This window comes from Variovorax sp. E3, assembly GCF_016082275.1.
GTDB lineage: Bacteria > Pseudomonadota > Gammaproteobacteria > Burkholderiales > Burkholderiaceae_C > Variovorax.
Genome location: NZ_MOWM01000005.1, coordinates 47,412 through 66,603, shown reverse-complemented (window position 1 = coordinate 66,603; position 19,192 = coordinate 47,412). Strand labels below are relative to the sequence as shown.

Genomic DNA, 19,192 nt, shown 5'->3' with positions numbered 1-19,192 from the left:
AAGATCGATCGATCTCGGTGTGATTGAAGTTTAAATGCGCAAGGAGGGTGAATGAAGGCGGTAATTCTGGCAGGGGGCTTGGGAACACGAATTTCCGAGGAGACCGGCGTCAAGCCGAAGCCCATGATTGAAGTTGGCGGAAAGCCGATTCTCTGGCACATCATGAAAATCTATGCCGCGCACGGCGTTAACGATTTCGTGATTTGCTGTGGCTATAAGGGCTATGTAATAAAGGAATATTTCGCCAATTACTTTCTTCACATGTCCGATGTCACTTTCGACATGCTGGGAAATTCCATGGAAGTTCATCAGCGAAACGCCGAGCCTTGGCGGGTGACGCTCATTGATACAGGCGAGAACACCATGACCGGGGGGCGCCTCAAGCGTGTCGCGCCCTACGTGCAGGACGAAGAGCACTTCTGCTTCACGTATGGCGACGGCGTGGCCGACGTCGACATCACGGCCCTCATTGCGTTCCACAAGGCCCAGAAAGTCAGTGCCACACTCACTGCGGCTCTGCCGCCAGGCCGATTCGGTGCGCTTGATTTCGAAGGCGACAAGGTCCGCAGCTTCAAGGAGAAGCCCAAGGGGGATGGCGCCATGATCAACGGCGGATTTTTCGTGCTCTCTCCCGCAGTGCTGGACTACATCAAGGACGACACCACCGTATGGGAGCACGAACCGCTAGAGCGTCTGGCGGCCCAGGGACAACTCGCCGCATTCAAGCACAGCGGCTTCTGGCAGCCGATGGACACCCTGCGCGACAAGACACATCTCGAGGAGCTCTGGGCGGGAGCCAACGCGCCATGGAAGGTCTGGAAATGACCGCTTCTTTTTGGCGCGGCAAGCGGGTATTCCTGACGGGGCACACCGGCTTCAAGGGCGGTTGGCTTGCGCTTTGGCTTGAAAAGCTCGGTGCGGTTGTCACAGGCTATGCGCTGGAGCCGTCCACGCAGCCCAGTCTGTATGCGCTGGCATCGGGCCGTTCGGTCGCCAATTCCGTGATTGCCGATATCCGTGACCTTCCCAAGCTTCGGTCGGCCCTGCAGGAGTGCCGTCCGGATGTCGTCTTTCATCTGGCGGCGCAGCCCCTTGTGCGGCATTCCTATGCAGACCCGGTGGAAACCTATTCCACCAACGTGATGGGCACCGTCAATCTGCTGGAGGCCGTGCGCGCCTGCGGCAGCGTCAAAGCGGTCGTGGTCGTGACCAGTGACAAGTGCTATGAGAACCGTGAGTGGCCATGGGGCTACCGTGAGAACGAGCCGATGGGCGGGTATGACCCCTACAGCAACAGCAAAGGGTGTGCCGAGCTCGTGGTGGCGTCGTATCGCTCTTCCTTTTTCAACGAAGCGCGCCATGGCGAGCACGGTGTCGCTCTTGCAACTGCCCGCGCGGGCAATGTGATTGGCGGCGGCGATTGGTCTGCTGACCGCTTGGTGCCGGATTTGCTGCGGGCTTTCGGCGAAGGGCGCACGGCGGACATCCGGAATCCTCATGCGATACGCCCGTGGCAGCATGTGCTGGAGCCATTGCACGGCTACATGATGTTGGCGGAGCGCTTGTTCACGCAAGGGCCTGTGTGGGCGCAGCCTTGGAACTTCGGCCCGGCCGATGCCGACGCCCGTCCTGTCTCCTGGATCGCGGACCAGTTGGTGGGGCTTTGGGGCGACGGTGCGCGTTGGCATACCGACTCGCAGACGGGGCAGGGGCAGCCGCATGAAGCCAATTGGCTCAAGCTCGATTGCTCCAAGGCGCGCCAGACCTTGGGCTGGCTCCCCCGCTGGAATCTTGGCCGGAGCCTCGGCGTGATCGTCGACTGGCAGCGCGCCTGGCTTGACGGTCGCGACATGACCGCATTCACGCTCGCACAAATCGAAAAATACGAAAGCACTCCCACCGATGACTGAAATCTCTTTCCAGAAAAATGAACTGCGCAAGAAAATCCTTGCGCTCGTGGCCGAATACGGCGAATTGGCCAGCGCTCCCGCCTCCTTTGTTCCAGGCGAGACCTTGATCCCGCCTTCGGGCAAAGTCGTGGGCGCACCGGAAATGCAATTGATGGTCGATGCCTCGCTGGATGCGTGGCTGACCACCGGGCGTTTCAACACGCTTTTCGAAAGCCGCCTGGCGCAATATCTGGGCGTGAAGCACCTGATGACCGTGAATTCAGGATCGTCGGCCAATCTGGTTGCGTTCTCCGCGCTGACGTCCCCCAAGCTCGGTGATCGGGCCATCCGGCCCGGTGACGAAGTCATCGGCGTGGCGGCGGGGTTCCCCACCACGGTGAATCCGATCCTGCAATGCGGCGCTGTCCCGGTGTTCGTCGACGTGCATATTCCCACCTACAACATCGATGCGGATCAACTGGAGGCCGCGATCGGACCGCGCACCAAGGCGATCATGCTCGCGCACACACTGGGCAATCCGTACAACCTGAAGGTCGTCAAGGCGGCCTGCGAAAAGCACGGGCTCTGGCTGGTGGAGGACTGCTGCGATGCACTCGGTGCCCGCTACGAGGGGCAGATGGTCGGCACCTTCGGCGACATCGGCACGCTGAGCTTCTACCCCGCCCACCACATCACCATGGGCGAAGGCGGCGCGGTGTTCACCAACAACGACGAACTGCGGCTGATTGCCGAGTCCATCCGGGACTGGGGTCGCGACTGCTATTGCCCGCCTGGCAAGGACAACACCTGCGGCAAGCGTTTCTGCTGGAAGCTCGGCGACCTGCCCGAAGGCTACGACCACAAGTACACGTATTCCCATCTGGGCTACAACCTCAAGATCACCGATATGCAGGCCGCATGCGCATTGGCGCAACTCGACCGGCTCGACGGGTTCGTCGCGGCGCGCAAGAAGAATTTCGCCTACCTCAAGGACCGCCTGAGCAGCTGTGAAGAATTCCTGGAGTTGCCCGAGCCCACGCCCGGCTCCGAGCCATCGTGGTTCGGTTTCCCGATCACGCTGCGCGAAGCGGCGAACACCCGGCGCGTCGATCTGCTGACCTATCTCGACCAGCAGAAGGTCGGCACGCGGCTTCTGTTCGCAGGCAACCTGCTGCGCCAGCCCTACATGGTCGGGCGCAACTACAGGGTGGTTGGCGAGCTGAAGAACACCGACCGGATCATGAGCGACACATTCTGGATCGGCGTGTACCCCGGCCTGACCGAGGCCATGCTCGACCATTCCGTCGCCAGCATCGAGACCTATCTCGGCCTGCGTTTTGACTGACCTGGTCCGTCCCGTTCCGGTCGCGGAACTCGATGAAGTCTTGCGGCTGACCGCACCGGAGGTTTGGGCGGAGCTTCGCGGTCAATCGATGTTCCTGACCGGTGGCACCGGCTTCGTGGGCAAGTGGCTGCTCGAATGCCTGCTGCATGCCGAGCATGTGCTGAAGCTCGGGCTGACACTGACCGTGCTGACCCGCGAGCCGGACCGGTTCGCGCAAGGCAGCCCGCATCTGGCAAATGCCGCGGCCGTGGAATTGCTGAAGGGTGACATCGCCGACTTCGCTTTTCCTCGCAGGCCGTTCTCCTCGGTCATTCATGCGGCATTGCCCGTCGCGCCTGTGCAATCGACGGCCAAGGATCTTGAGCGGCTGGCTATGGCAGGGGCCCGTCGGGCCTGCGAGCTTGCCGCGGCAAGTGGTGCGCGCAGGTTTCTGCATGTCAGTTCGGGCGCGGTATACGGCAGCGCCATCGGCGTCGAGGCATTCGCCGAAGACCAACCGTGGAGCGAAGCGGAGAGTGCCAATGCATACACCCGCGCCAAGCGCGGTGCTGAAAGCGTTGTCGCCGAAGGCTGGCCGTTCGGTGTGGTGATTGCGCGCTGCTTCGCTTTTCTCGGCCCTTGCCTGCAAGCGCGAGCGGTGCCGCCGCGGCCCAGTTCGTGGAACAGGCGGCGCGCGGCCAAGGCATCGTCGTGCAGGGGACGGGCGAGGCCGTCCGTTCCTACCAATACGCGAGCGACATGGCGCGCTGGCTCCTGTGCTGCCTGGTGCTGGGCAAGCCGGGGCGCGCCTACAACGTCGGTGGCGATGCTGAAGTGACGATCGCGCAGCTTGCCGATGAGGTGACGCGTGCGGCCGGCACGGGCATCCCAGTGCATGTCGTCGGGCAGCCAACGCCAGGACTCGCGGGGCCGCGCTACGTGCCTTCGCTGCGGCGCGCCGCGCAAGAGCTCGGCCTGGTCAATGCGGTCGACCTCGAAGAGGGCATCCGCAGAACGCTGTCGTGGCACGCGCCGCTCGATTGATGCAAATCATCTTTCTTTTTTCAGCATGAAATCTCAATTCGATCCTTCCTCCCTGCGCAAGACAGTGGTCGAGATGGCCTATGCGGGCAACGCCGTTCACCTGGGGTGTGCCTTCTCGATCATCGAGTTGCTGTCGTGCCTGTACGGGCGCCACATGCGCTACGACAAACTCGACGCCGCCGACCCGATGCGCGACTACCTCGTTTTGAGCAAGGGACACGGCGTGATGGCGCAGTACGCGTGCCTGTATGAACTCGGATGGCTCGATCGCTCGGACATCGACAACTACTTCCACGACGGTTCGCGGCTCAAGGGGTTGTCCGATGCGCACGTGCCCGGCTGCGAGGTCACCTCGGGCACGCTGGGGCATGGGCTTTCGGTCGGCGTGGGGCTGGCATTGGCCGCCTCGCGCCGGAAGACCGGGCAGAAATGCTATGCCGTGATCGGCGACGGCGAAATCAACGAGGGGCCGATCTGGGAGGCGATGCTGTTCGCCGCGCATGCGAAGCTCGACAACCTCATGGTCATCGTGGACGCAAACGGTTTTCAGGCCATGGGCACCACCGACGAAGTGATGCAACTGGGCGATCTCAACGCCAAGTTCTCGGCCTTCGGGTTCGACGTGCTGGCGGTCGACGGTCATGACATGGATGCAATCTCCGTGGCCGTCGGCGAGCTGGAGGCGGGGCGGAATGGCCGTCCGAAGGCGCTGGTCGCAAAGACGGTCAAGGGCAAGGGGGTGTCCTACATGGAGAATGTCAACGCTTGGCACTACTCGCGCCTTAACGCCGATCTCTACGCGCAGGCACTGCGTGAACTCGACGGAGCCGTGGCATGAGGGCCGCGTTTTCCGCCGCCCTCGTCGAGGCCGCGACCCGCGACGAGCGTGTCGTGCTCCTCACGGGAGATCACGGTTACGCGCTGTTCGACGAATTCCGCAAGCGCTGCCCCGGGCAGTACATCAACGCAGGGATCGCCGAGCAGAACATGGTCGGCGTGGCCGCGGGGTTGGCCAAGGCCGGCTTCAGGCCCATCGTCTATGGGCTGAGTGCGTTTGTGCCGGTGCGGGTGGTCGAGCAGATCAAGATCGATGTCTGCTACGAGAAATTGCCTGTCATCTTCACTGGCGACGGTGCCGGGCTCGTGTACAGCACGCTGGGCACGAGCCATCAGAGTTTCGAGGACGTTGCCTGCCTGCGCGCCGTGCCGCACATCGACATCATGTCGCCTTGTGATGCGCATGAACTCACCGCATGCATGGCAACCGCGCTGCGGCAGGCCGGCCCGGTGTACCTGCGCATGGGCAAGGCGGACCTGGGCGCCGTTCATGAGGCGATGCCCGATCTGCATCGCGGTGCGCTGATCCCGGTTCGCACTGGTGGGCATGCGGTAAGCCTGATTGCCACGGGCTCGATGGTCAAGGCGGCGTGCGCGTTGGGCGAAGAACTCGATGTGCCCGTGTGGAGTGCGCCCTGGATCAAGCCGCTGGACGCGGCGCAACTGGGTGCGCTGGCCTCGCGGACCAAGGCCTTCGTGACGCTCGAGGAGCATTCGGTTGCAGGCGGGCTCGGCGCGGCCGTTCTGGAGAGCATTTCCGAGACTTGCCCTGTGCCGTTGCTGCGCATCGGCGTGGGCGAGCGCTTCTCCGAGACCTGCGGATCCTATGCGCACGCCCTTCGCGAGCACGGGCTCGACCTGGCATCGGTGCGCGAACGCGTGGCGCCATTCGTCGCGAAGTGGAAGGCGTCTTGAGGTGCTGAGTTCGCAGCTGCTGCGTTTCCTGCTGGTCGGAGGGCTGAACACCGCCGTCGGCTATGCGCTGTTCGCGGGGTTCGTCTGGGCGGGCCTGCCCTATCCGGCGGCCATCGCGTTGGCCACTGTTCTCGGAGTCGCCTTCAACTTCCAGAGTACGGGGCGACTTGTCTTTGGTGGCGCGCCCCTGTCGCAGCTCGGCCGCTTCGTGGCCGTGTACGGTGTCGTCTATCTGCTCAATGTCGGGTCGGTCGCGCTCTTGCTGCGCCTCGGCCTCAATGTGTACCTGGCGAACGCGGCAGTCCTTCTTCCCTTGGCGTTGGTGGCCTTCGTGCTGCAGCGCCGCTTTGTCTTTGCCTCTCCATGAAACACATCACCGTCGTCACCCCCTGCTACAACGAGGAAGAGAACGTCGAGGAGATTCACAGGCAGGCGCGCGCGGTCCTCGAGTCGATCGAGGGCGTGACGTACGAGCATCTGTTCATCGACAACTTTTCGTCCGACCGCACCCCCGAGCTGCTGCGCGCCATGGCCGCGGCCGATCCCAAGGTGAAGGTGATCTTCAATGCCCGAAATTTCGGGCACATCCGTTCCCCGTACTACGGCCTGTTGCAGGCGCGGGGCGACGCCGCGATTCTGCTGGTCGCCGACCTGCAAGACCCGCCCGAGCTGATGAAGGCCTTCGTCGAGCACTGGCGCGATGGCGCCAAGCTGGTGGTGGGTGTCAAACCCACGGCCGACGAATCCGGCCTGATGTTTGCAATCCGCCGCGCCTACTACCGCACGGTGACGCGCATTGCCGACGTGAAGCTGATCCAGAATTTCACGGGCTTCGGTCTCTACGACCGAAAGGTGTTGGAAGAACTCCGCCGCATCGACGATCCATATCCGTATCTGCGTGGCCTGGTGTCGGAGGTGGGCTTCGAAGCGGTACAGGTGCCCTACAACCAGCCGCGCCGCAAGCGCGGGATCACCAAGAACAACTTCTACACCCTCTACGACATTGCCATGCTGGGCATCACTTCGCACTCCCGCGTGCCGTTGCGCATCGCGACGATGGCGGGTTTTGCGTTGTCGGGGCTGAGCCTTGTGGTGTCGCTGCTCTATTTCTTTCTGAAGATCTTGTTCTGGAGCGAATTTTCAGCCGGTACCGCGCCCATCCTCATCGGGATGTTCTTCTTCGCATCGGTTCAGCTCTTCTTCATCGGCCTTTTGGGCGAATATGTAGGGGCAATCCTCACGCACGTCATGAAGCGTCCCCTGGTCGTGGAGCGTGAACGGCTGAACTTCGACAACTCGCCAGCCGACTAGCTACTAGCGCTCGACGATCCGCCCGTGTTCCAGGTGGATCACCCGATTGCACTCCTTGGCAATCAGCTCAGGCGAGTGCGACGCCAGCACCAGAATCCCCGACTTCGACACCACGTCGCGCATCCGCTTCTCGGCCTTTTCGGTAAAGGCCGCATCGCCCACCGACAGCCATTCGTCCATCAGCAGGATGTCGGCTTCGACGCTGGTCGAGATCGAGAACGCGAGGCGCATCATCATGCCGGTCGAGTAGGTGCGAACCGGCATGTTGACGTATTCGCCCAGCCCGCTGAACTCGCAGATCTCGGGCGTGAGCCGGTCGACTTCCTTCTTGCTCATGCCCATCACGAGGCCGCGCAGCATGATGTTCTCGACGCCGGTGGCGTCCATCTCGATGCCCAGCGCGGGATCGATCAGGCTGGCCACTGAACCCTGGCGCGTGAATTCGCCCGAGGACGGCTCGTAGACGCCCGCCAGCGTGCGCAGCAGCGTGGACTTGCCCGCGCCGTTGTGGCCGATCAGGCCCAGCCGGTCGCCGCTCTTGAGCTCGAGGTTGAGGCCGCTGAGCGCCTGCACCACGGTGACCCCGGTTTCCTTGCCGAAGCGCCCGCCGGTGACCGAAGCCGCCAGCGTCTTCTTGAGGGAGGCCGAGCCAGCGCCGTAGATGGGAAAGCTGACTGAAACGTTCTTGAGTGAAATGGATGCCATGGATCAGAGCCAGTAGACGACGCGGCGGCGGTATTTGACGAACAGCACGCTCGCGAGCGTCAGGCACAACACCGTCCACACGCCGATGCCGATCCAGCTGTGGATGTGGGCGACGCCACCCATCAGCGGTGTGCGCAGCAGGTCGAGCATTTGTGCGAAGGGGTTCCACAGCACGTACTTGGCGCGGCCCGGAAGGTTCTCGGGCAGCCAGAAGACGGGCGTGAGGAACATCAGCATCTGCATGATGCTGGTGACGATCTGAGTCACGTCGCGGTAGCGGGTGCAAATGAGGCCCAGCAGCAGGCCGAGCGCATGCGCGTTGACGATAAGGATCAGGAACGCCGGAATGATCAACAAGGCCGACCACGACAGCGAGACGCCGGCCCAGAGGGCAACGGGGATGTACAGCACGATCTGGTGGGCGAACTGGATCAGGTTGCGCGCCAAGCCTCGCCATACGAACAGGCTGATCGGAAAGTAACCCTGCTTCAGATAGTTGGACGAGCCGACGAAGGCATTGCAGGCGTCTGTGACCACGGTGGAGAAGAGACTCCAGAAGATCACGCCAAGCGCCAGGTGCGGGAAGAACTTGTCCAGATGGGTGCCGAAGAGCGAGGCATACAGCGGACCCATGCCGCCGATCATCACGCCCATGCTCAGCGTGAGCCACAGCGGTCCCAGCATCGAGCGCCTGTAGCGCAGAACGATGTCGAACCATGCGAGGGTCCACCAGATGTCCGTGCGGCGTGTGCCTCCCCACCAGTCGGCCAGCGCGCTGCGGTGAAGGTTGGAATGAACTTGGCTCATGTGCGTCGATACGAGTCTGCGGTGCGGAAAACGCAAGCGTCTTCGCCCGAAGAGCCTCCGGACTCTACCTTGGCGGGCATGGATGCCTCGTCAACGGCGTCGGAGAGCGGCCTCATTTCTTGTCCTTTGTGTGATCTGAACGATTTTACCGGGCAGGGAAGGGAGAGAGCCCGGGCGTGGTTTGGCCAGGCGTTCCATGCACCGCGCGGGGAGGCGCGGGCCAAGCGAAGATAATTGCCGTCTTGCGGGCCTTCAGTCCTGCGCCTCCCGTCCGCAGCAGCCCATTCGGCGTGCAACCCAAGAAAAAGTTCCCCTCGCCCGTCCCGGCCGACGGCTCGTCTATGAAATCTGTATCTCGGCTCCTCGACTTCTATTGGACAGTGCTCTGGAAAAGCCCGGGCGTCGCCGGCCGTGTCCAGCGCGCCTGGCGGGTCTTCCGCAAGGCGGGCTGGCGCGGCATGAAGTGGGAACTGGGCCGGCGCATTGCCGGGCACAACGACTACGTGCGCTGGGTCCGCGACTACGACACGCCCACCCCCGAGCGCAGGGACAAGGTCGCCCAGCGCGTGGCGGCGATGCAGAACCGCCCGCTGATCTCGGTGGTCATGCCGGCCTACAACCCCAATCCGGCCTGGCTGCGCGAAGCCATCGAGTCGGTGCGCGCGCAGATCTACCCGAACTGGGAGCTGTGCATTGCCGACGACGCCTCGCCCTCGCCCGAGGTGCGCGCGGTGCTGCAGTCGTACACCGAGTCCGATCCGCGCATCAAGGTGGTGTTCCGTCCAAAGAACGGCCATATCTCGGCGGCATCGAACAGCGCGCTGGAAGTCGCGTCCGGCACCTGGATCGCGCTCATGGACCACGACGACCTCCTGCCGGTGGACGCGCTGTTCTGGGTCGCCGAATGCATCGCCGAGCACCCCGATGTGCGTTTGATCTATTCCGACGAGGACAAGGTCGACGAGGCCGGCAACCGCTCGGGGCCGTATTTCAAGTCCGACTGGAACATCGACCTTTTCCGCTCGCAGAACATGTTCAGCCACCTGGGCGTGCTGTCCACGGACCTCGTGCGCGCCGTCGGCGGCTTCCGCCAGGGCCTGGAGGGTTCGCAGGACTGGGACCTGGTGCTGCGCTGCATGGAGCATGTCGAGGCTCGCCAGATACGCCACATCCCGCGCGTGCTCTACCACTGGCGCGTGCACGCGGAAAGCACGGCCAAGTCGATGAACGCCAAGCCCTATGCCGCGCTGGCCGGGGAGCGGGCGCTCAACGAGCATTTCGAACGCACGCAGGTTCGCGCGACGGCGGAATACCTCGGCTTCGGCTATCGGGTGCGCTACGCACTGCCGGAGCCCTTGCCGCTGGTGTCGCTGGTCATTTCGACGCGCAACGCGGCGGCGTCGCTGCGCCGCTGCGTGAATTCGATCATCGGGAACACCACCTACGCCCGTTTCGAGATCGTCATCGCCGACAACGCGTCGGACGACATCGCCACGCGCGACTACTACCAGGCGGTGGCGCAGATGCAGAACATTCGCGTGCTGCGGCACGAACAGGTGCTGGACGACGGTGCGCTGAAGAACAGCGCGGTCGAGGCCGCGCAGGGCGAGGTCGTCGCGCTGCTCGACGACACGCTGGAAGTCATCACGGCCGAATGGCTGTCCGAAATGGTGAGCCTCGCGCTGCAGCCCGGCGTGGGCGCGGTCGGTGCGCGGCTGTGGCATCCCAGCAGGACGCTGCAGCACGCCGGCATCATCCTGGGCCTGGGGCCGCACGGCGTGGCGGGCTTCTCGCACCAGGGCATGCCGGGCGGCCGTGAAGGCTACGCAGGGCGCGCCGCGCTGATCCAGTCGCTCTCGGCCGTGACGGGCGCGTGCCTCGTGATTCGCAAGGCGCACTACCAGCAGGCGGGCGGTTTCGATGCGGATCATCTGAAAGAAGCATTCGCCGACGTCGATTTCTGCCTGCGCCTGGGTGAGCTCGGCCTGCGCACCGTGTGGACGCCCTATGCCGAGCTGGTCCACCATGTGCCCGCGGGCGGCACGGCAAAACGCGGCGCGCAAGCCAGCGGGGCCTATCTCCAGGACGTGGCCCATATGAAGCAGCGTTGGGGCGCCCTGTTGCAGAACGACCCGGCCTACAACCCGAATCTCATGCTGACGCCGGAAGACTTCAGCTACGCCTGGCCCCCCCGCACGCCCCCCATCTGATGCCCCTCGAAGTCTCCGTCGCCCTCTGCACCCGCAACGGCGCGCGCTACCTCCCCGAGCAGATCCGCAGCATCTGCTCGCAGGTGCCCTTGCCGCGCGAGATCGTCGTGTCCGACGACGGCTCGACAGACGACACGCTGGCCGTCGTCCGCGACACCCTCGCCCGATGCGGCATGACGGACCAGATCGCCCTGCGCGTCTTCAGCAACACGCCGCCCCTTGGCGTCACGCGCAACTTCGAGCAGGCGGCCCGCGCCTGCAGCCACGAGCTCATCGCGCTTTGCGACCAGGACGATGTCTGGCACCCCGGTCGCCTCGCGCGCATGGTGGCGGAATTCGAGTCGCGCCCCGACCTGCTGCTGCTGCACACCGACGCGCGCCTCGTCGACGGCGACCTGAAGCCCTTGGGCTCCACGCTCTTCCACGCGCTCGAAGTGCAGCCCGCCGAACTGGCGGCCATCGTCAGCGGCCAGGCGTTCGGCGTGCTGCTGCGGCGCAACCTCGTCACCGGCGCCACCACGATGTTCCGCAAGACCCTGCTCGACGCGGCGCTCCCGTTCGCCCCGGAGTGGGTGCATGACGAGTGGCTGGCCGCCGTTGCCGCGGCCATCGGCCGCATGGACGTGCTGCCCGAGCCGACCATCGACTACCGCCAGCACGGCAACAACCAGATCGGTGCCCGTCGGCTCACGCTTTCCGAGAAGATCGGCAAGGCTTTCGTGGCGCGCGGCGACAAGCACGTGGCGCGATGGCGCCGTGCCGATGCGCTGCTGAAGCGCCTGCTGCAGCTGGGTGACCGCGTGCCGGCCGCCTACCTGGACGAGCAGCGCGCCAAGGTGGCCCACCAGCGCTTCCGGGCCGAGTTGCCGAAGGCACGCCCGCTGCGCGCCCTGCCCATCCTCATCGAGGCGGCCAGGGGCCGCTACGCCCGCTTCGGCCGCGGCGGCCACGCCATCGCGCAGGACCTGCTCGAGCGCGGCTGAGCAGGAAAAGCCGGTCAGCGCGCCGGCGTCTTCGCCCCGAGCCGCCGGTACCGCCAGAACGACCCCGACAGCCACACCTTCAGCAGGCTGGTCACGTGCCAGTAGAGGTATTTCTTGCTGCGGTGGCTCTCGCGCTGCGCGTCGTGCCGGGCCACAAGGTCTTCGCCGACCTGCAGCTTCCAGCCCGCGAGCCCGGTGCGCGCGCAGATGTCGAAGTCTTCCCCGTACATGAAGAAACGTTCATCGAAGCCGCCGACCTTGCGGTAGGCCTCGCTGCGAAACAGCATGAAAAGCCCCGGAATCCATGCCGGCACCCGGGGCCGCACGTAGCCGGGCTTCTTGCGCCCGACGATCTCGAAAGGGGTGAGCAGGGCCCGGTGCGGCTCCGGCGTGTTCTTGCCCGGCTCCAGGATGCGCGGCGTCAGCAGGCCGGCGTCGGGCGCGGCCTGCGCGAGCAAGGGCGCCAGCACGTCGCTGTCGAAGCGGATGTCCGGGTTCAGCACCAGGAACCAGGGCGTGCTGCAGCGCTCGAACGCCTGGTTGTGATTGGCACCGAAGCCCTTGGGGCTCGCGTTCTCGATCCTTTCCACCTCGAAGCCCCAGGTCCGGCCCGCGAGCAGGTCGGGCTCGGGAATGTTCAAGGTGAGCACCACCTTGGCGGTCGATGCGCGGCTGTGGCGGTCCAGCTGGTCGAGCAGCGGCAGCACCAGCGCGAGCTGGCCGTGGCTCACGATTGAAATGGTGATCGGGGGGCGGGGGGAGGGGGGTGTTGGCATGGTCTAATTTCGCTCGGGAATTCTAGGGTTCCCCAACCCCCACACATGATTGCTCTGATCGTCATCAGTTTCTTCGTCGCCGCCTTCTCGGTTCAGGTGTTCATGCGCCGCGCGCGCAGGCATGCCCGCAGCTACGGCGCCGACATGCCCCAACGCTTCCACAAGGGCCACGTGCCGCGCCTGGGCGGTGCGGGCATCCTGGTGGGCATGGGCGTGGCCTGGCTGGCCGCCGGCATCACCGGCACCGACCCGTTCAACGTCTCCTGGCCCGTGCAGACCTCGATGCTCACGCTGCTGTGCATCCTGCCGGCCGTGCTGGGCGGCATCGTCGAAGACGTCACCCAGCGCGTGAAGGTGCGCTACCGGCTCGGGTTGACCATCGGCTCGGCGCTGCTGGTGTGCTGGCTGCTGGGGCTGGGCGTGTCGCGCACCGGTTTCGAGACGGTCGACGGCTGGCTGGTGGCGATTCCGTTCGCCACCGTGCTGTTCGCGGCGCTGGCCATCGGCGGCCTGCCGCACGCCTTCAACATCATCGACGGCTACAACGGGCTCGCGGGCACGGTGGCCGTGCTGGTCTGCCTGGCCATCTCGCACGTGGCGCTGCAGGTCGCGACCGCCAGCTGGCCGCCATGGTGGTGTGCCTGGTCGGCGCCACCTTCGGCTTCCTGGTGTGGAACTACCCGCGCGGCAAGATCTTCGCCGGCGACGGCGGGGCCTACGTCTGGGGCATGGTCATCGCGGTGGCCGTGGTCACGCTGGTGCAGCGGCACCGCGTGGTGTCGCCCTGGTTCCCGATGCTGCTGCTGATCTACCCGGTGTGGGAAACGCTGTTTTCCATCTACCGCAAGCTGGCGCGCGGGCAGTCGCCCGGCACGGCCGACGCGCTGCACTTCCACCAGCTGATCTTCCGGCGCATCGTGCGCGTGGCCTTCGCGGACGACGAGGCCCGCCAGCTGCTGGCGCGCAACAACCGCACCTCGCCGTACCTGTGGATGTTCGCGGCGCTGTCGGTGGTGCCGGCGGTGCTGTTCTGGAACAACACCTACGTGCTGATGTTCTTCTGTCTTCTGTTCGTCACGACCTACGTCGGGGCGTACCTGATGATCGTGCGCTTCAAGGTGCCGCGCTGGCTGCGGCCCTGAACGCAGCCGCCCGCGTCTTTGCGAGAATCCGCTTTTTCTTCGACCACCGTCCCGGAGCCTGACCGCCCATGACCGACCCCGTCCTCAACATCCCCCCGCGCGACAAGGCCGAGATCCTGGCCCAGGCGCTGCCGTACATCCGCAAGTTCCACGGCAAGACCATCGTCATCAAGTACGGCGGCAACGCCATGACCGACCCGGCCCTGCAGGCCGACTTCGCCGAAGACGTGGTGCTGCTCAAGCTGGTGGGCATGAACCCGGTGGTGGTGCACGGCGGCGGCCCGCAGATCGAGGCGGCGCTCAACAAGCTCGGCAAGAAGGGCAGCTTCATCCAGGGCATGCGCGTGACCGACGCCGAGACCATGGAAGTCGTCGAATGGGTGCTGGCCGGCGAGGTGCAGCAGGACATCGTGGGCCTGATCAACCAGGCCGGCGGCAAGGCCGTGGGCCTGACCGGGCGCGACGGCGGCCTGATCCGCGCGCAAAAGCTCAAGCTGGCCGACCGCACCGACCCGAACCTGCACCACGACGTGGGCCAGGTCGGCGACATCGTTTCCATCGACCCCAGCGTGGTCAAGGCGCTGCAGGACGACGCCTTCATTCCCGTGGTCAGCCCGATCGGCTTCGGCGAGGACAACGAGAGCTACAACATCAACGCCGACGTCGTGGCCGGCAAGCTGGCCACCGTGCTCAAGGCCGAGAAGCTCATGCTGCTGACCAACACGCCCGGCGTGCTCGACAAGGACGGCAAGCTGCTCACCAACCTGAGCGCGCGCGAAATCGACGACCTGTTCGCCGACGGCACCATCTCGGGCGGCATGCTGCCCAAGATCGAAGGCGCGCTGGACGCGGCCAAGAGCGGCGTGAACGCCGTGCACATCATCGACGGCCGCGTGCCGCACGCGATGCTGCTCGAGATCCTGACCGACCAGGCCTACGGGACGATGATCCGCGCCCGCTGAGCCCCGGATGCGCGGGGTGGGCGCACGCTCACTGCGCTGTGCGAGAATCAATTGATTACATCTTTGCACGCGCTCCCATGCAGAACGAAGAGACGACGACAGGTGCTCCCGGCGTAGAAAGCCCGGCGGAAACGCCCACCCCCCGGCGCGCAAGCGTCCGAAGCCGGGCGAGCGGCGCGTGCAGATCCTGCAGGCGCTGGCCGCCATGCTCGAGCAACCCGGCGCCGAGCGCGTGACCACCGCCGCCCTGGCCGCCCGGCTCGAGGTGAGCGAGGCGGCGCTGTACCGCCACTTCGCGAGCAAGGCCCAGATGTTCGAGGGCCTGATCGATTTCATCGAGCAGAGCGTGTTCACGCTGGTCAACCAGATCCTCGAGCGCGAGGGCGCCACCGGCGCCCAGCAGGCCGCGCGCATCCTCACGCTGCTCGTGCAGTTCGCCGAGCGCAACCCCGGCATGACGCGCGTCATGGTGGGCGACGCGCTGGTGTTCGAGAACGAGCGCCTGCAACAGCGCATGAACCAGTTCTTCGACAAGATCGAGGCCACGCTGCGCCAGGTGCTGCGCGGCGCCGCCAATGCCGAGGGCTCGGCCACGCCCAGCGTCGACGCGCAGGTGCGCGCCGCGGCGCTCACGGCCTTCGTGGTCGGGCAGCTGCAGCGCTTTGCGCGCTCGGGCTTTCGCCGCGCGCCTTCCGAGCATCTCGAGGCCACGATCGCCCTGATCGTCTGAGCAGGGCGGGGCCTTGCGGCCCTCCCGCCGCGAGCCCTGCGGCCGTTCCGATTTGCGCTGAGGGCAGGGTACCCCGCTGCCGGGCGACTCGCTCGACGGGGCCCATCACGGGGCGTAGGATCGGTGCGCCCTTGCCGCCCAGTCGCGGCGACAAGTCCATGTTCGTGTGGCTTCTTTGAACGGAGGTTCGTATGAGCTATCACCTGGAAGGTCGCCTGCTCGAGGTCTGCAACTGCAACGTCCTTTGTCCTTGCTGGATCGGCGAGGATCCTGACAACGGCACCTGCGACACCATCGTCGCATGGCACATCGACAAGGGAACGATCGACGGCGTCGATGTCGACGGCAACACCATCGCGGCCGTGGCGCATGTGCCCGGCAACATCCTGGAAGGCAACTGGACGGCGGCGATCTTCGTCGGCGACCAGGCCTCCAAGGCCCAGGAAGAAGCGCTGCTGAGGGTCTACACCGGACAGGCCGGCGGACCGATCGCCGACCTGGCCAAGCTCATCGGCCAGGTCGTGTCGGTCGAGAGGGCGCCGATCCGCTTCACCGTGAACAACGGCAAGGGCGAGCTGGAAATCGGCAAGGACTACTACGCCGAGCTCGAGCCTTACCGCGGCGCGACCGGCGGCCAGACCGTCCTTGCCGACACCGTGTTCTCGACGGTGCCGGGCGCGCCGGTGTTCGTCGGCAAGGCCCCGACTTACCGGTCGAAGAATGCCGCGCTGGGCATCGACCTCGACATCAAGAACCACAACGCGCTGCAGAGCACCTTCGTCTTCGACGCATGAGCACGGCGGCTGGCTGGCCGCCGCGCAACGTCTCGCGTCACCGCCGGGTGTTCGTGCCGGTGCTCGCCGCGCTGATCGCGCTGGCGTGGGTCGCGTTGTGGGCGTGGTCGCGCAGTCCTTATGGGCGCTACCTGGCGCACGACGACTGGACCGCGTCGGGGCCGGCCGCGTTCGTGTGCCGGGTCGTTCCCGCCGGCGGCGTGGTCGTGCCCATGGTGCTCTACGCGGCTTCGTGGATTCTCATGACGGCGGCCATGATGCTGCCGACCACGCTGCCGCTGTTCAATGCCTTCGACCGGCTGACCGCCGCGCGCCCCGACCACCGGCGGCTTCTCATGCTGCTGGGGCTGGGCTACATGGCGGTGTGGGGCGCCTTCGGGCTGCTGGCGCACGGGCTGCACAGCGCGGTGCTGGCCCTGCTGGCCAGCGCGCCGACGCTGGCCTGGCATGGCTGGGTCATCGGCGCCGCCACCATTGCGCTGGCCGGCGCATTCCAGTTCAGCAGCCTCAAGCACCGGTGCCTGGAGAAATGCCGCACGCCGCTCAGCTTCGTCATCGAGCACTGGCGGGGGCAGGCGCAAGCCCGCCATGCGTTCGCGCTGGGCGCGCACCACGGCCTGTTCTGCGTCGGTTGCTGCTGGGCGCTGATGCTGTTGATGTTCGCGCTCGGCACCGGTAGCCTGGGCTGGATGCTCCTGCTCGCGGCCGTCATGGCGGTAGAAAAGAACGTGCCCTGGGGGCGTCGCCTCAGCGCACCGCTCGGGGTCGCGCTGCTGGGCTGGGCCGTCTGGCTGGTGGCCATGCATGTCTGAAGCGCGCGGCGACCGGACCGCGCTCCGGACCATCGCCCTCGTTGCCACGGCCATGCTCGCGTTCGCGGCCAATTCGCTGCTGTGCAGGCTCGCGCTGCAGCAGCGGGGCATCGACCCCGCCAGCTTCGGCGGCATCCGGCTGGTGTCCGGGGCGATCACGCTCGCCCTCGTCGTGCGGCTCAGGGCCAGGCCGTCTTCGCCCGGCCATGCCGGCTGGCTTGCCGCCGTCATGCTGTTTGCCTATGTTGCATTCTTTTCCTTCGCCTACCTCAGCCTGTCCGCGGGAACGGGCGCGCTGATCCTGTTCGGTGCGGTTCAGCTCACGATGCTGGGCGCGGGCCTGGGCGCTGGCGAGCGCTTCGGGCCTGTCGCGTGGTTCGGCTTCGCGCTGGCGGTGGTCGGGCTCGTGTACCTGGTGTCCCCGGGCATTGCCGCGCCGCCGCTGGTCGGCGCGGTGCTGATGGCGGTCGCGGGCGTGGCATGGGGCGTGTATTCATTGCGTGGCCGCGGCGTGGCCGACCCGTTGGCCGCCACCGCGCGCAACTTCACGCGGGCGGTGCCGCTCGCGCTGGCGCTGAGCCTGGCTTTCGTGGCCAGCGCGCATGCGGACGCGACCGGCGTGGCACTGGCCGTGGCGTCCGGCGCGCTCACCTCGGGTCTGGGCTATGTGGTCTGGTATGCGGCGCTGGGTCGCCTGTCGGCGCTGCGCGCGGCCACCGTGCAGTTGTCGGTGCCGCTGCTGGCGTCGTTCGGCGGCGTGCTGTTCCTGTCGGAGACGATCACGCCGCGGCTGGCGGTCGCCTCCGTGGCGATTCTGGGCGGCATTGCGCTCGTGCTGAGCCAGAAGTCGCGAAGCGCGCGCCGCTAGCCGGCGCTGATCCCGGTTTGCTACGCGACAACCGGCACGCCCAGCCTGGCTCCCGCCGCGACGATCTCTCCCCATGTCGCGTCGTCGATCCAGATCCCGTCCTGCCGCCTCTGCGCGCGCGCCTTGCGCTCCGGCTCGCCCGCCAACTGCACGCCGTCGAAGCCTTGCCCCGCCGGACTCTGCCGCAGCCACTGCACGAACTCGCGCGCTTCTTCGTCGAACGACTTCTGCGTGCCCAGCCGCGCTGGATCGATCAGCACCGTCAGCATGCCGTTGAGCACGGTGCGCGACGTGTCCGCCGGCCGGTGCCAGGTGCCGCCGCCCGTGAGCGCGCCGCCCAGCAGCTCGCAGGCCACGGCCATGCCGTAGCCCTTGTGCTCGCCGAAGGTCATCAGCGCGCCGAACAGGCCGTTGCCTTGCGGCACCACCACCACGCCGGGGTCGTTGGTGGGCGCGCCGTTCTCGTCGATCAGGTAGCCGTCGGGCACGCGCTCGCCCTTGTTGTGGGCCACGCGCATCTTGCCCTGGGCCACGCGGCTGGTGGCGTAGTCGAGCACGAAGGGCTCCGCCCCCGCCAGCGGCACGCCGATGCAGCACGGGTTGGTGCCGAAGCGCCCGTCGCCGCCGCCCCAGGGCGCGACCACCGGCCGCGACAGCACGTTGACGAAGTGCATCGACACCAGCCCCTGCGCCGTCGCCATTTCCGCGAAGTGCCCGATGCGCCCCAGGTGGTGCGCATGCGAGAGCGTGAAGATGCAGCTGCCGTGCTGCTTCGCGCGCGCGATGCCCAGCTCCATGGCCTGCACGCCGACGATCTGCCCGTAGCCGTGCTGGCCGTCCAGGCCCATCAGGGTGCCGATGTCCAGGTTGATCTTCACGGCCGTGTTCGGCTTCAGCCCGCCCTCGGCCACCGCGTCGACGTAGCGCGGCATCATGCCCACGCCGTGCGAGTCGTGGCCGCTGAGGTTGGCCAGCACGAGGTTGGCGGCCACCTGCCGCGCCTCGGCGGGCGCGCTGCCCGCGGCCTCCAGGATGCGGGCGACGGTGGCTTGCAGGTCGTCGGCCGGCAGTGTTCTTGGCATG

18 protein-coding genes and 4 pseudogenes are annotated in these 19,192 nt (G+C 66.1%); 18 read left to right on the top strand and 4 right to left on the bottom strand.

Going from position 1 to position 19,192, the window contains the following annotated elements; genetic code table 11:
• Positions 1 to 51: 51 nt before the first annotated feature.
• The 10 genes and pseudogenes from rfbF (at position 52) to BMG07_RS03080 (ending at position 7,320) form a co-directional block, all read left to right on the top strand.
• The gene (gene rfbF / locus BMG07_RS03120) at positions 52 to 825 is read left to right on the top strand and encodes a glucose-1-phosphate cytidylyltransferase (RefSeq protein WP_198083274.1); all 774 of its coding nucleotides are present in this window, start codon (positions 52 to 54) and stop codon (positions 823 to 825) included.
• The gene (rfbG, locus tag BMG07_RS03115) at positions 822 to 1,910 is read left to right on the top strand and encodes a CDP-glucose 4,6-dehydratase (protein WP_198083273.1); all 1,089 of its coding nucleotides are present in this window, start codon (positions 822 to 824) and stop codon (positions 1,908 to 1,910) included. Before rfbF ends, rfbG begins: the two co-directional genes overlap by 4 nt.
• Positions 1,903 to 3,234, top strand: coding sequence for a lipopolysaccharide biosynthesis protein RfbH (gene rfbH / locus BMG07_RS03110; protein ID WP_198083270.1), 1,332 nt, complete (start codon positions 1,903 to 1,905; stop codon positions 3,232 to 3,234). The genes rfbG and rfbH overlap by 8 nt, the downstream gene beginning before the upstream one ends.
• An 88-nt stretch (positions 3,235 to 3,322) precedes the next feature.
• A pseudogene (locus tag BMG07_RS44650) lies at positions 3,323 to 3,844 on the top strand (NAD-dependent epimerase/dehydratase family protein); the annotation flags it as partial.
• A gap of 47 nt (positions 3,845 to 3,891) precedes the next feature.
• Positions 3,892 to 3,975 (top strand): annotated as a pseudogene (locus tag BMG07_RS44645) (hypothetical protein); the annotation flags it as partial.
• A 72-nt stretch (positions 3,976 to 4,047) separates the two neighbouring features.
• Positions 4,048 to 4,257, top strand: a complete 210-nt coding sequence (locus BMG07_RS03100) for a hypothetical protein (RefSeq protein WP_198083367.1) — start codon at positions 4,048 to 4,050, stop codon at positions 4,255 to 4,257.
• A 25-nt stretch (positions 4,258 to 4,282) separates the two neighbouring features.
• The gene (locus BMG07_RS03095; protein WP_198083266.1) at positions 4,283 to 5,095 is read left to right on the top strand and encodes a transketolase; all 813 of its coding nucleotides are present in this window, start codon (positions 4,283 to 4,285) and stop codon (positions 5,093 to 5,095) included.
• Positions 5,092 to 6,009: a transketolase family protein gene (locus tag BMG07_RS03090; protein WP_198083264.1), complete on the top strand. Its 918-nt coding sequence runs from the start codon at positions 5,092 to 5,094 to the stop codon at positions 6,007 to 6,009. The genes BMG07_RS03095 and BMG07_RS03090 overlap by 4 nt, the downstream gene beginning before the upstream one ends.
• A gap of 1 nt (position 6,010) precedes the next feature.
• Positions 6,011 to 6,376 carry a GtrA family protein gene (locus BMG07_RS03085; protein WP_307866848.1) on the top strand — a complete coding sequence of 122 codons (366 nt, stop codon included), beginning with the start codon at positions 6,011 to 6,013 and terminating at the stop codon, positions 6,374 to 6,376.
• Complete coding sequence (locus tag BMG07_RS03080; protein ID WP_198083259.1) at positions 6,373 to 7,320, top strand: glycosyltransferase family 2 protein; 948 nt, start codon at positions 6,373 to 6,375, stop codon at positions 7,318 to 7,320. The genes BMG07_RS03085 and BMG07_RS03080 overlap by 4 nt, the downstream gene beginning before the upstream one ends.
• A gap of 3 nt (positions 7,321 to 7,323) precedes the next feature.
• Here the strand turns inward: BMG07_RS03080 and BMG07_RS03075 are convergent, their stop codons facing one another.
• Positions 7,324 to 8,025 (bottom strand): ABC transporter ATP-binding protein, encoded by a 702-nt coding sequence (locus BMG07_RS03075; RefSeq protein WP_198083257.1) that lies wholly within the window; start codon positions 8,023 to 8,025, stop codon positions 7,324 to 7,326.
• A 3-nt stretch (positions 8,026 to 8,028) separates the two neighbouring features.
• Entirely contained in the window at positions 8,029 to 8,832 is an 804-nt protein-coding gene (locus BMG07_RS03070; RefSeq protein ID WP_198083255.1) for an ABC transporter permease, read from the bottom strand.
• A gap of 341 nt (positions 8,833 to 9,173) precedes the next feature.
• Here BMG07_RS03070 and BMG07_RS03065 point away from each other — a divergent pair, with 341 nt between their 5' ends.
• Positions 9,174 to 11,042 carry a glycosyltransferase gene (locus BMG07_RS03065; RefSeq protein WP_198083253.1) on the top strand — a complete coding sequence of 623 codons (1,869 nt, stop codon included), beginning with the start codon at positions 9,174 to 9,176 and terminating at the stop codon, positions 11,040 to 11,042.
• A complete protein-coding gene (locus BMG07_RS03060; RefSeq protein ID WP_198083251.1) occupies positions 11,042 to 12,025 on the top strand; it encodes a glycosyltransferase family 2 protein in 984 nt (327 codons plus the stop codon). Before BMG07_RS03065 ends, BMG07_RS03060 begins: the two co-directional genes overlap by 1 nt.
• A gap of 14 nt (positions 12,026 to 12,039) precedes the next feature.
• On the opposite strand, the gene BMG07_RS03055 is transcribed toward BMG07_RS03060, so the two are convergent.
• Positions 12,040 to 12,801, bottom strand: coding sequence for a glycosyltransferase family 2 protein (locus BMG07_RS03055; protein ID WP_198083249.1), 762 nt, complete (start codon positions 12,799 to 12,801; stop codon positions 12,040 to 12,042).
• Between the two features lie 45 nt (positions 12,802 to 12,846).
• Here BMG07_RS03055 and BMG07_RS03050 point away from each other — a divergent pair.
• From BMG07_RS03050 to BMG07_RS03025, 6 genes and pseudogenes are all read left to right on the top strand, one after another.
• Positions 12,847 to 13,943: pseudogene (locus BMG07_RS03050) on the top strand (glycosyltransferase family 4 protein).
• Between the two features lie 68 nt (positions 13,944 to 14,011).
• A complete protein-coding gene (gene argB / locus BMG07_RS03045; protein ID WP_198083247.1) occupies positions 14,012 to 14,905 on the top strand; it encodes an acetylglutamate kinase in 894 nt (297 codons plus the stop codon).
• Between the two features lie 77 nt (positions 14,906 to 14,982).
• Positions 14,983 to 15,635, top strand: a pseudogene (gene slmA, locus BMG07_RS03040) (nucleoid occlusion factor SlmA).
• Positions 15,636 to 15,826: 191 nt separating this feature from the next.
• On the top strand, positions 15,827 to 16,429 hold the full coding sequence (locus BMG07_RS03035) for a DUF1326 domain-containing protein (protein ID WP_198083245.1): 603 nt from the start codon (positions 15,827 to 15,829) through the stop codon (positions 16,427 to 16,429).
• A complete protein-coding gene (locus BMG07_RS03030) occupies positions 16,426 to 17,241 on the top strand; it encodes a DUF2182 domain-containing protein (RefSeq protein ID WP_198083243.1) in 816 nt (271 codons plus the stop codon). The genes BMG07_RS03035 and BMG07_RS03030 overlap by 4 nt, the downstream gene beginning before the upstream one ends.
• Entirely contained in the window at positions 17,234 to 18,109 is an 876-nt protein-coding gene (locus tag BMG07_RS03025) for a DMT family transporter (RefSeq protein WP_198083241.1), read from the top strand. The genes BMG07_RS03030 and BMG07_RS03025 overlap by 8 nt, the downstream gene beginning before the upstream one ends.
• 20 nt (positions 18,110 to 18,129) lie before the next feature.
• Here the strand turns inward: BMG07_RS03025 and BMG07_RS03020 are convergent, their stop codons facing one another.
• Entirely contained in the window at positions 18,130 to 19,191 is a 1,062-nt protein-coding gene (locus tag BMG07_RS03020) for a malate/lactate/ureidoglycolate dehydrogenase (RefSeq protein ID WP_198083239.1), read from the bottom strand.
• Position 19,192 lies beyond the last annotated feature (1 nt).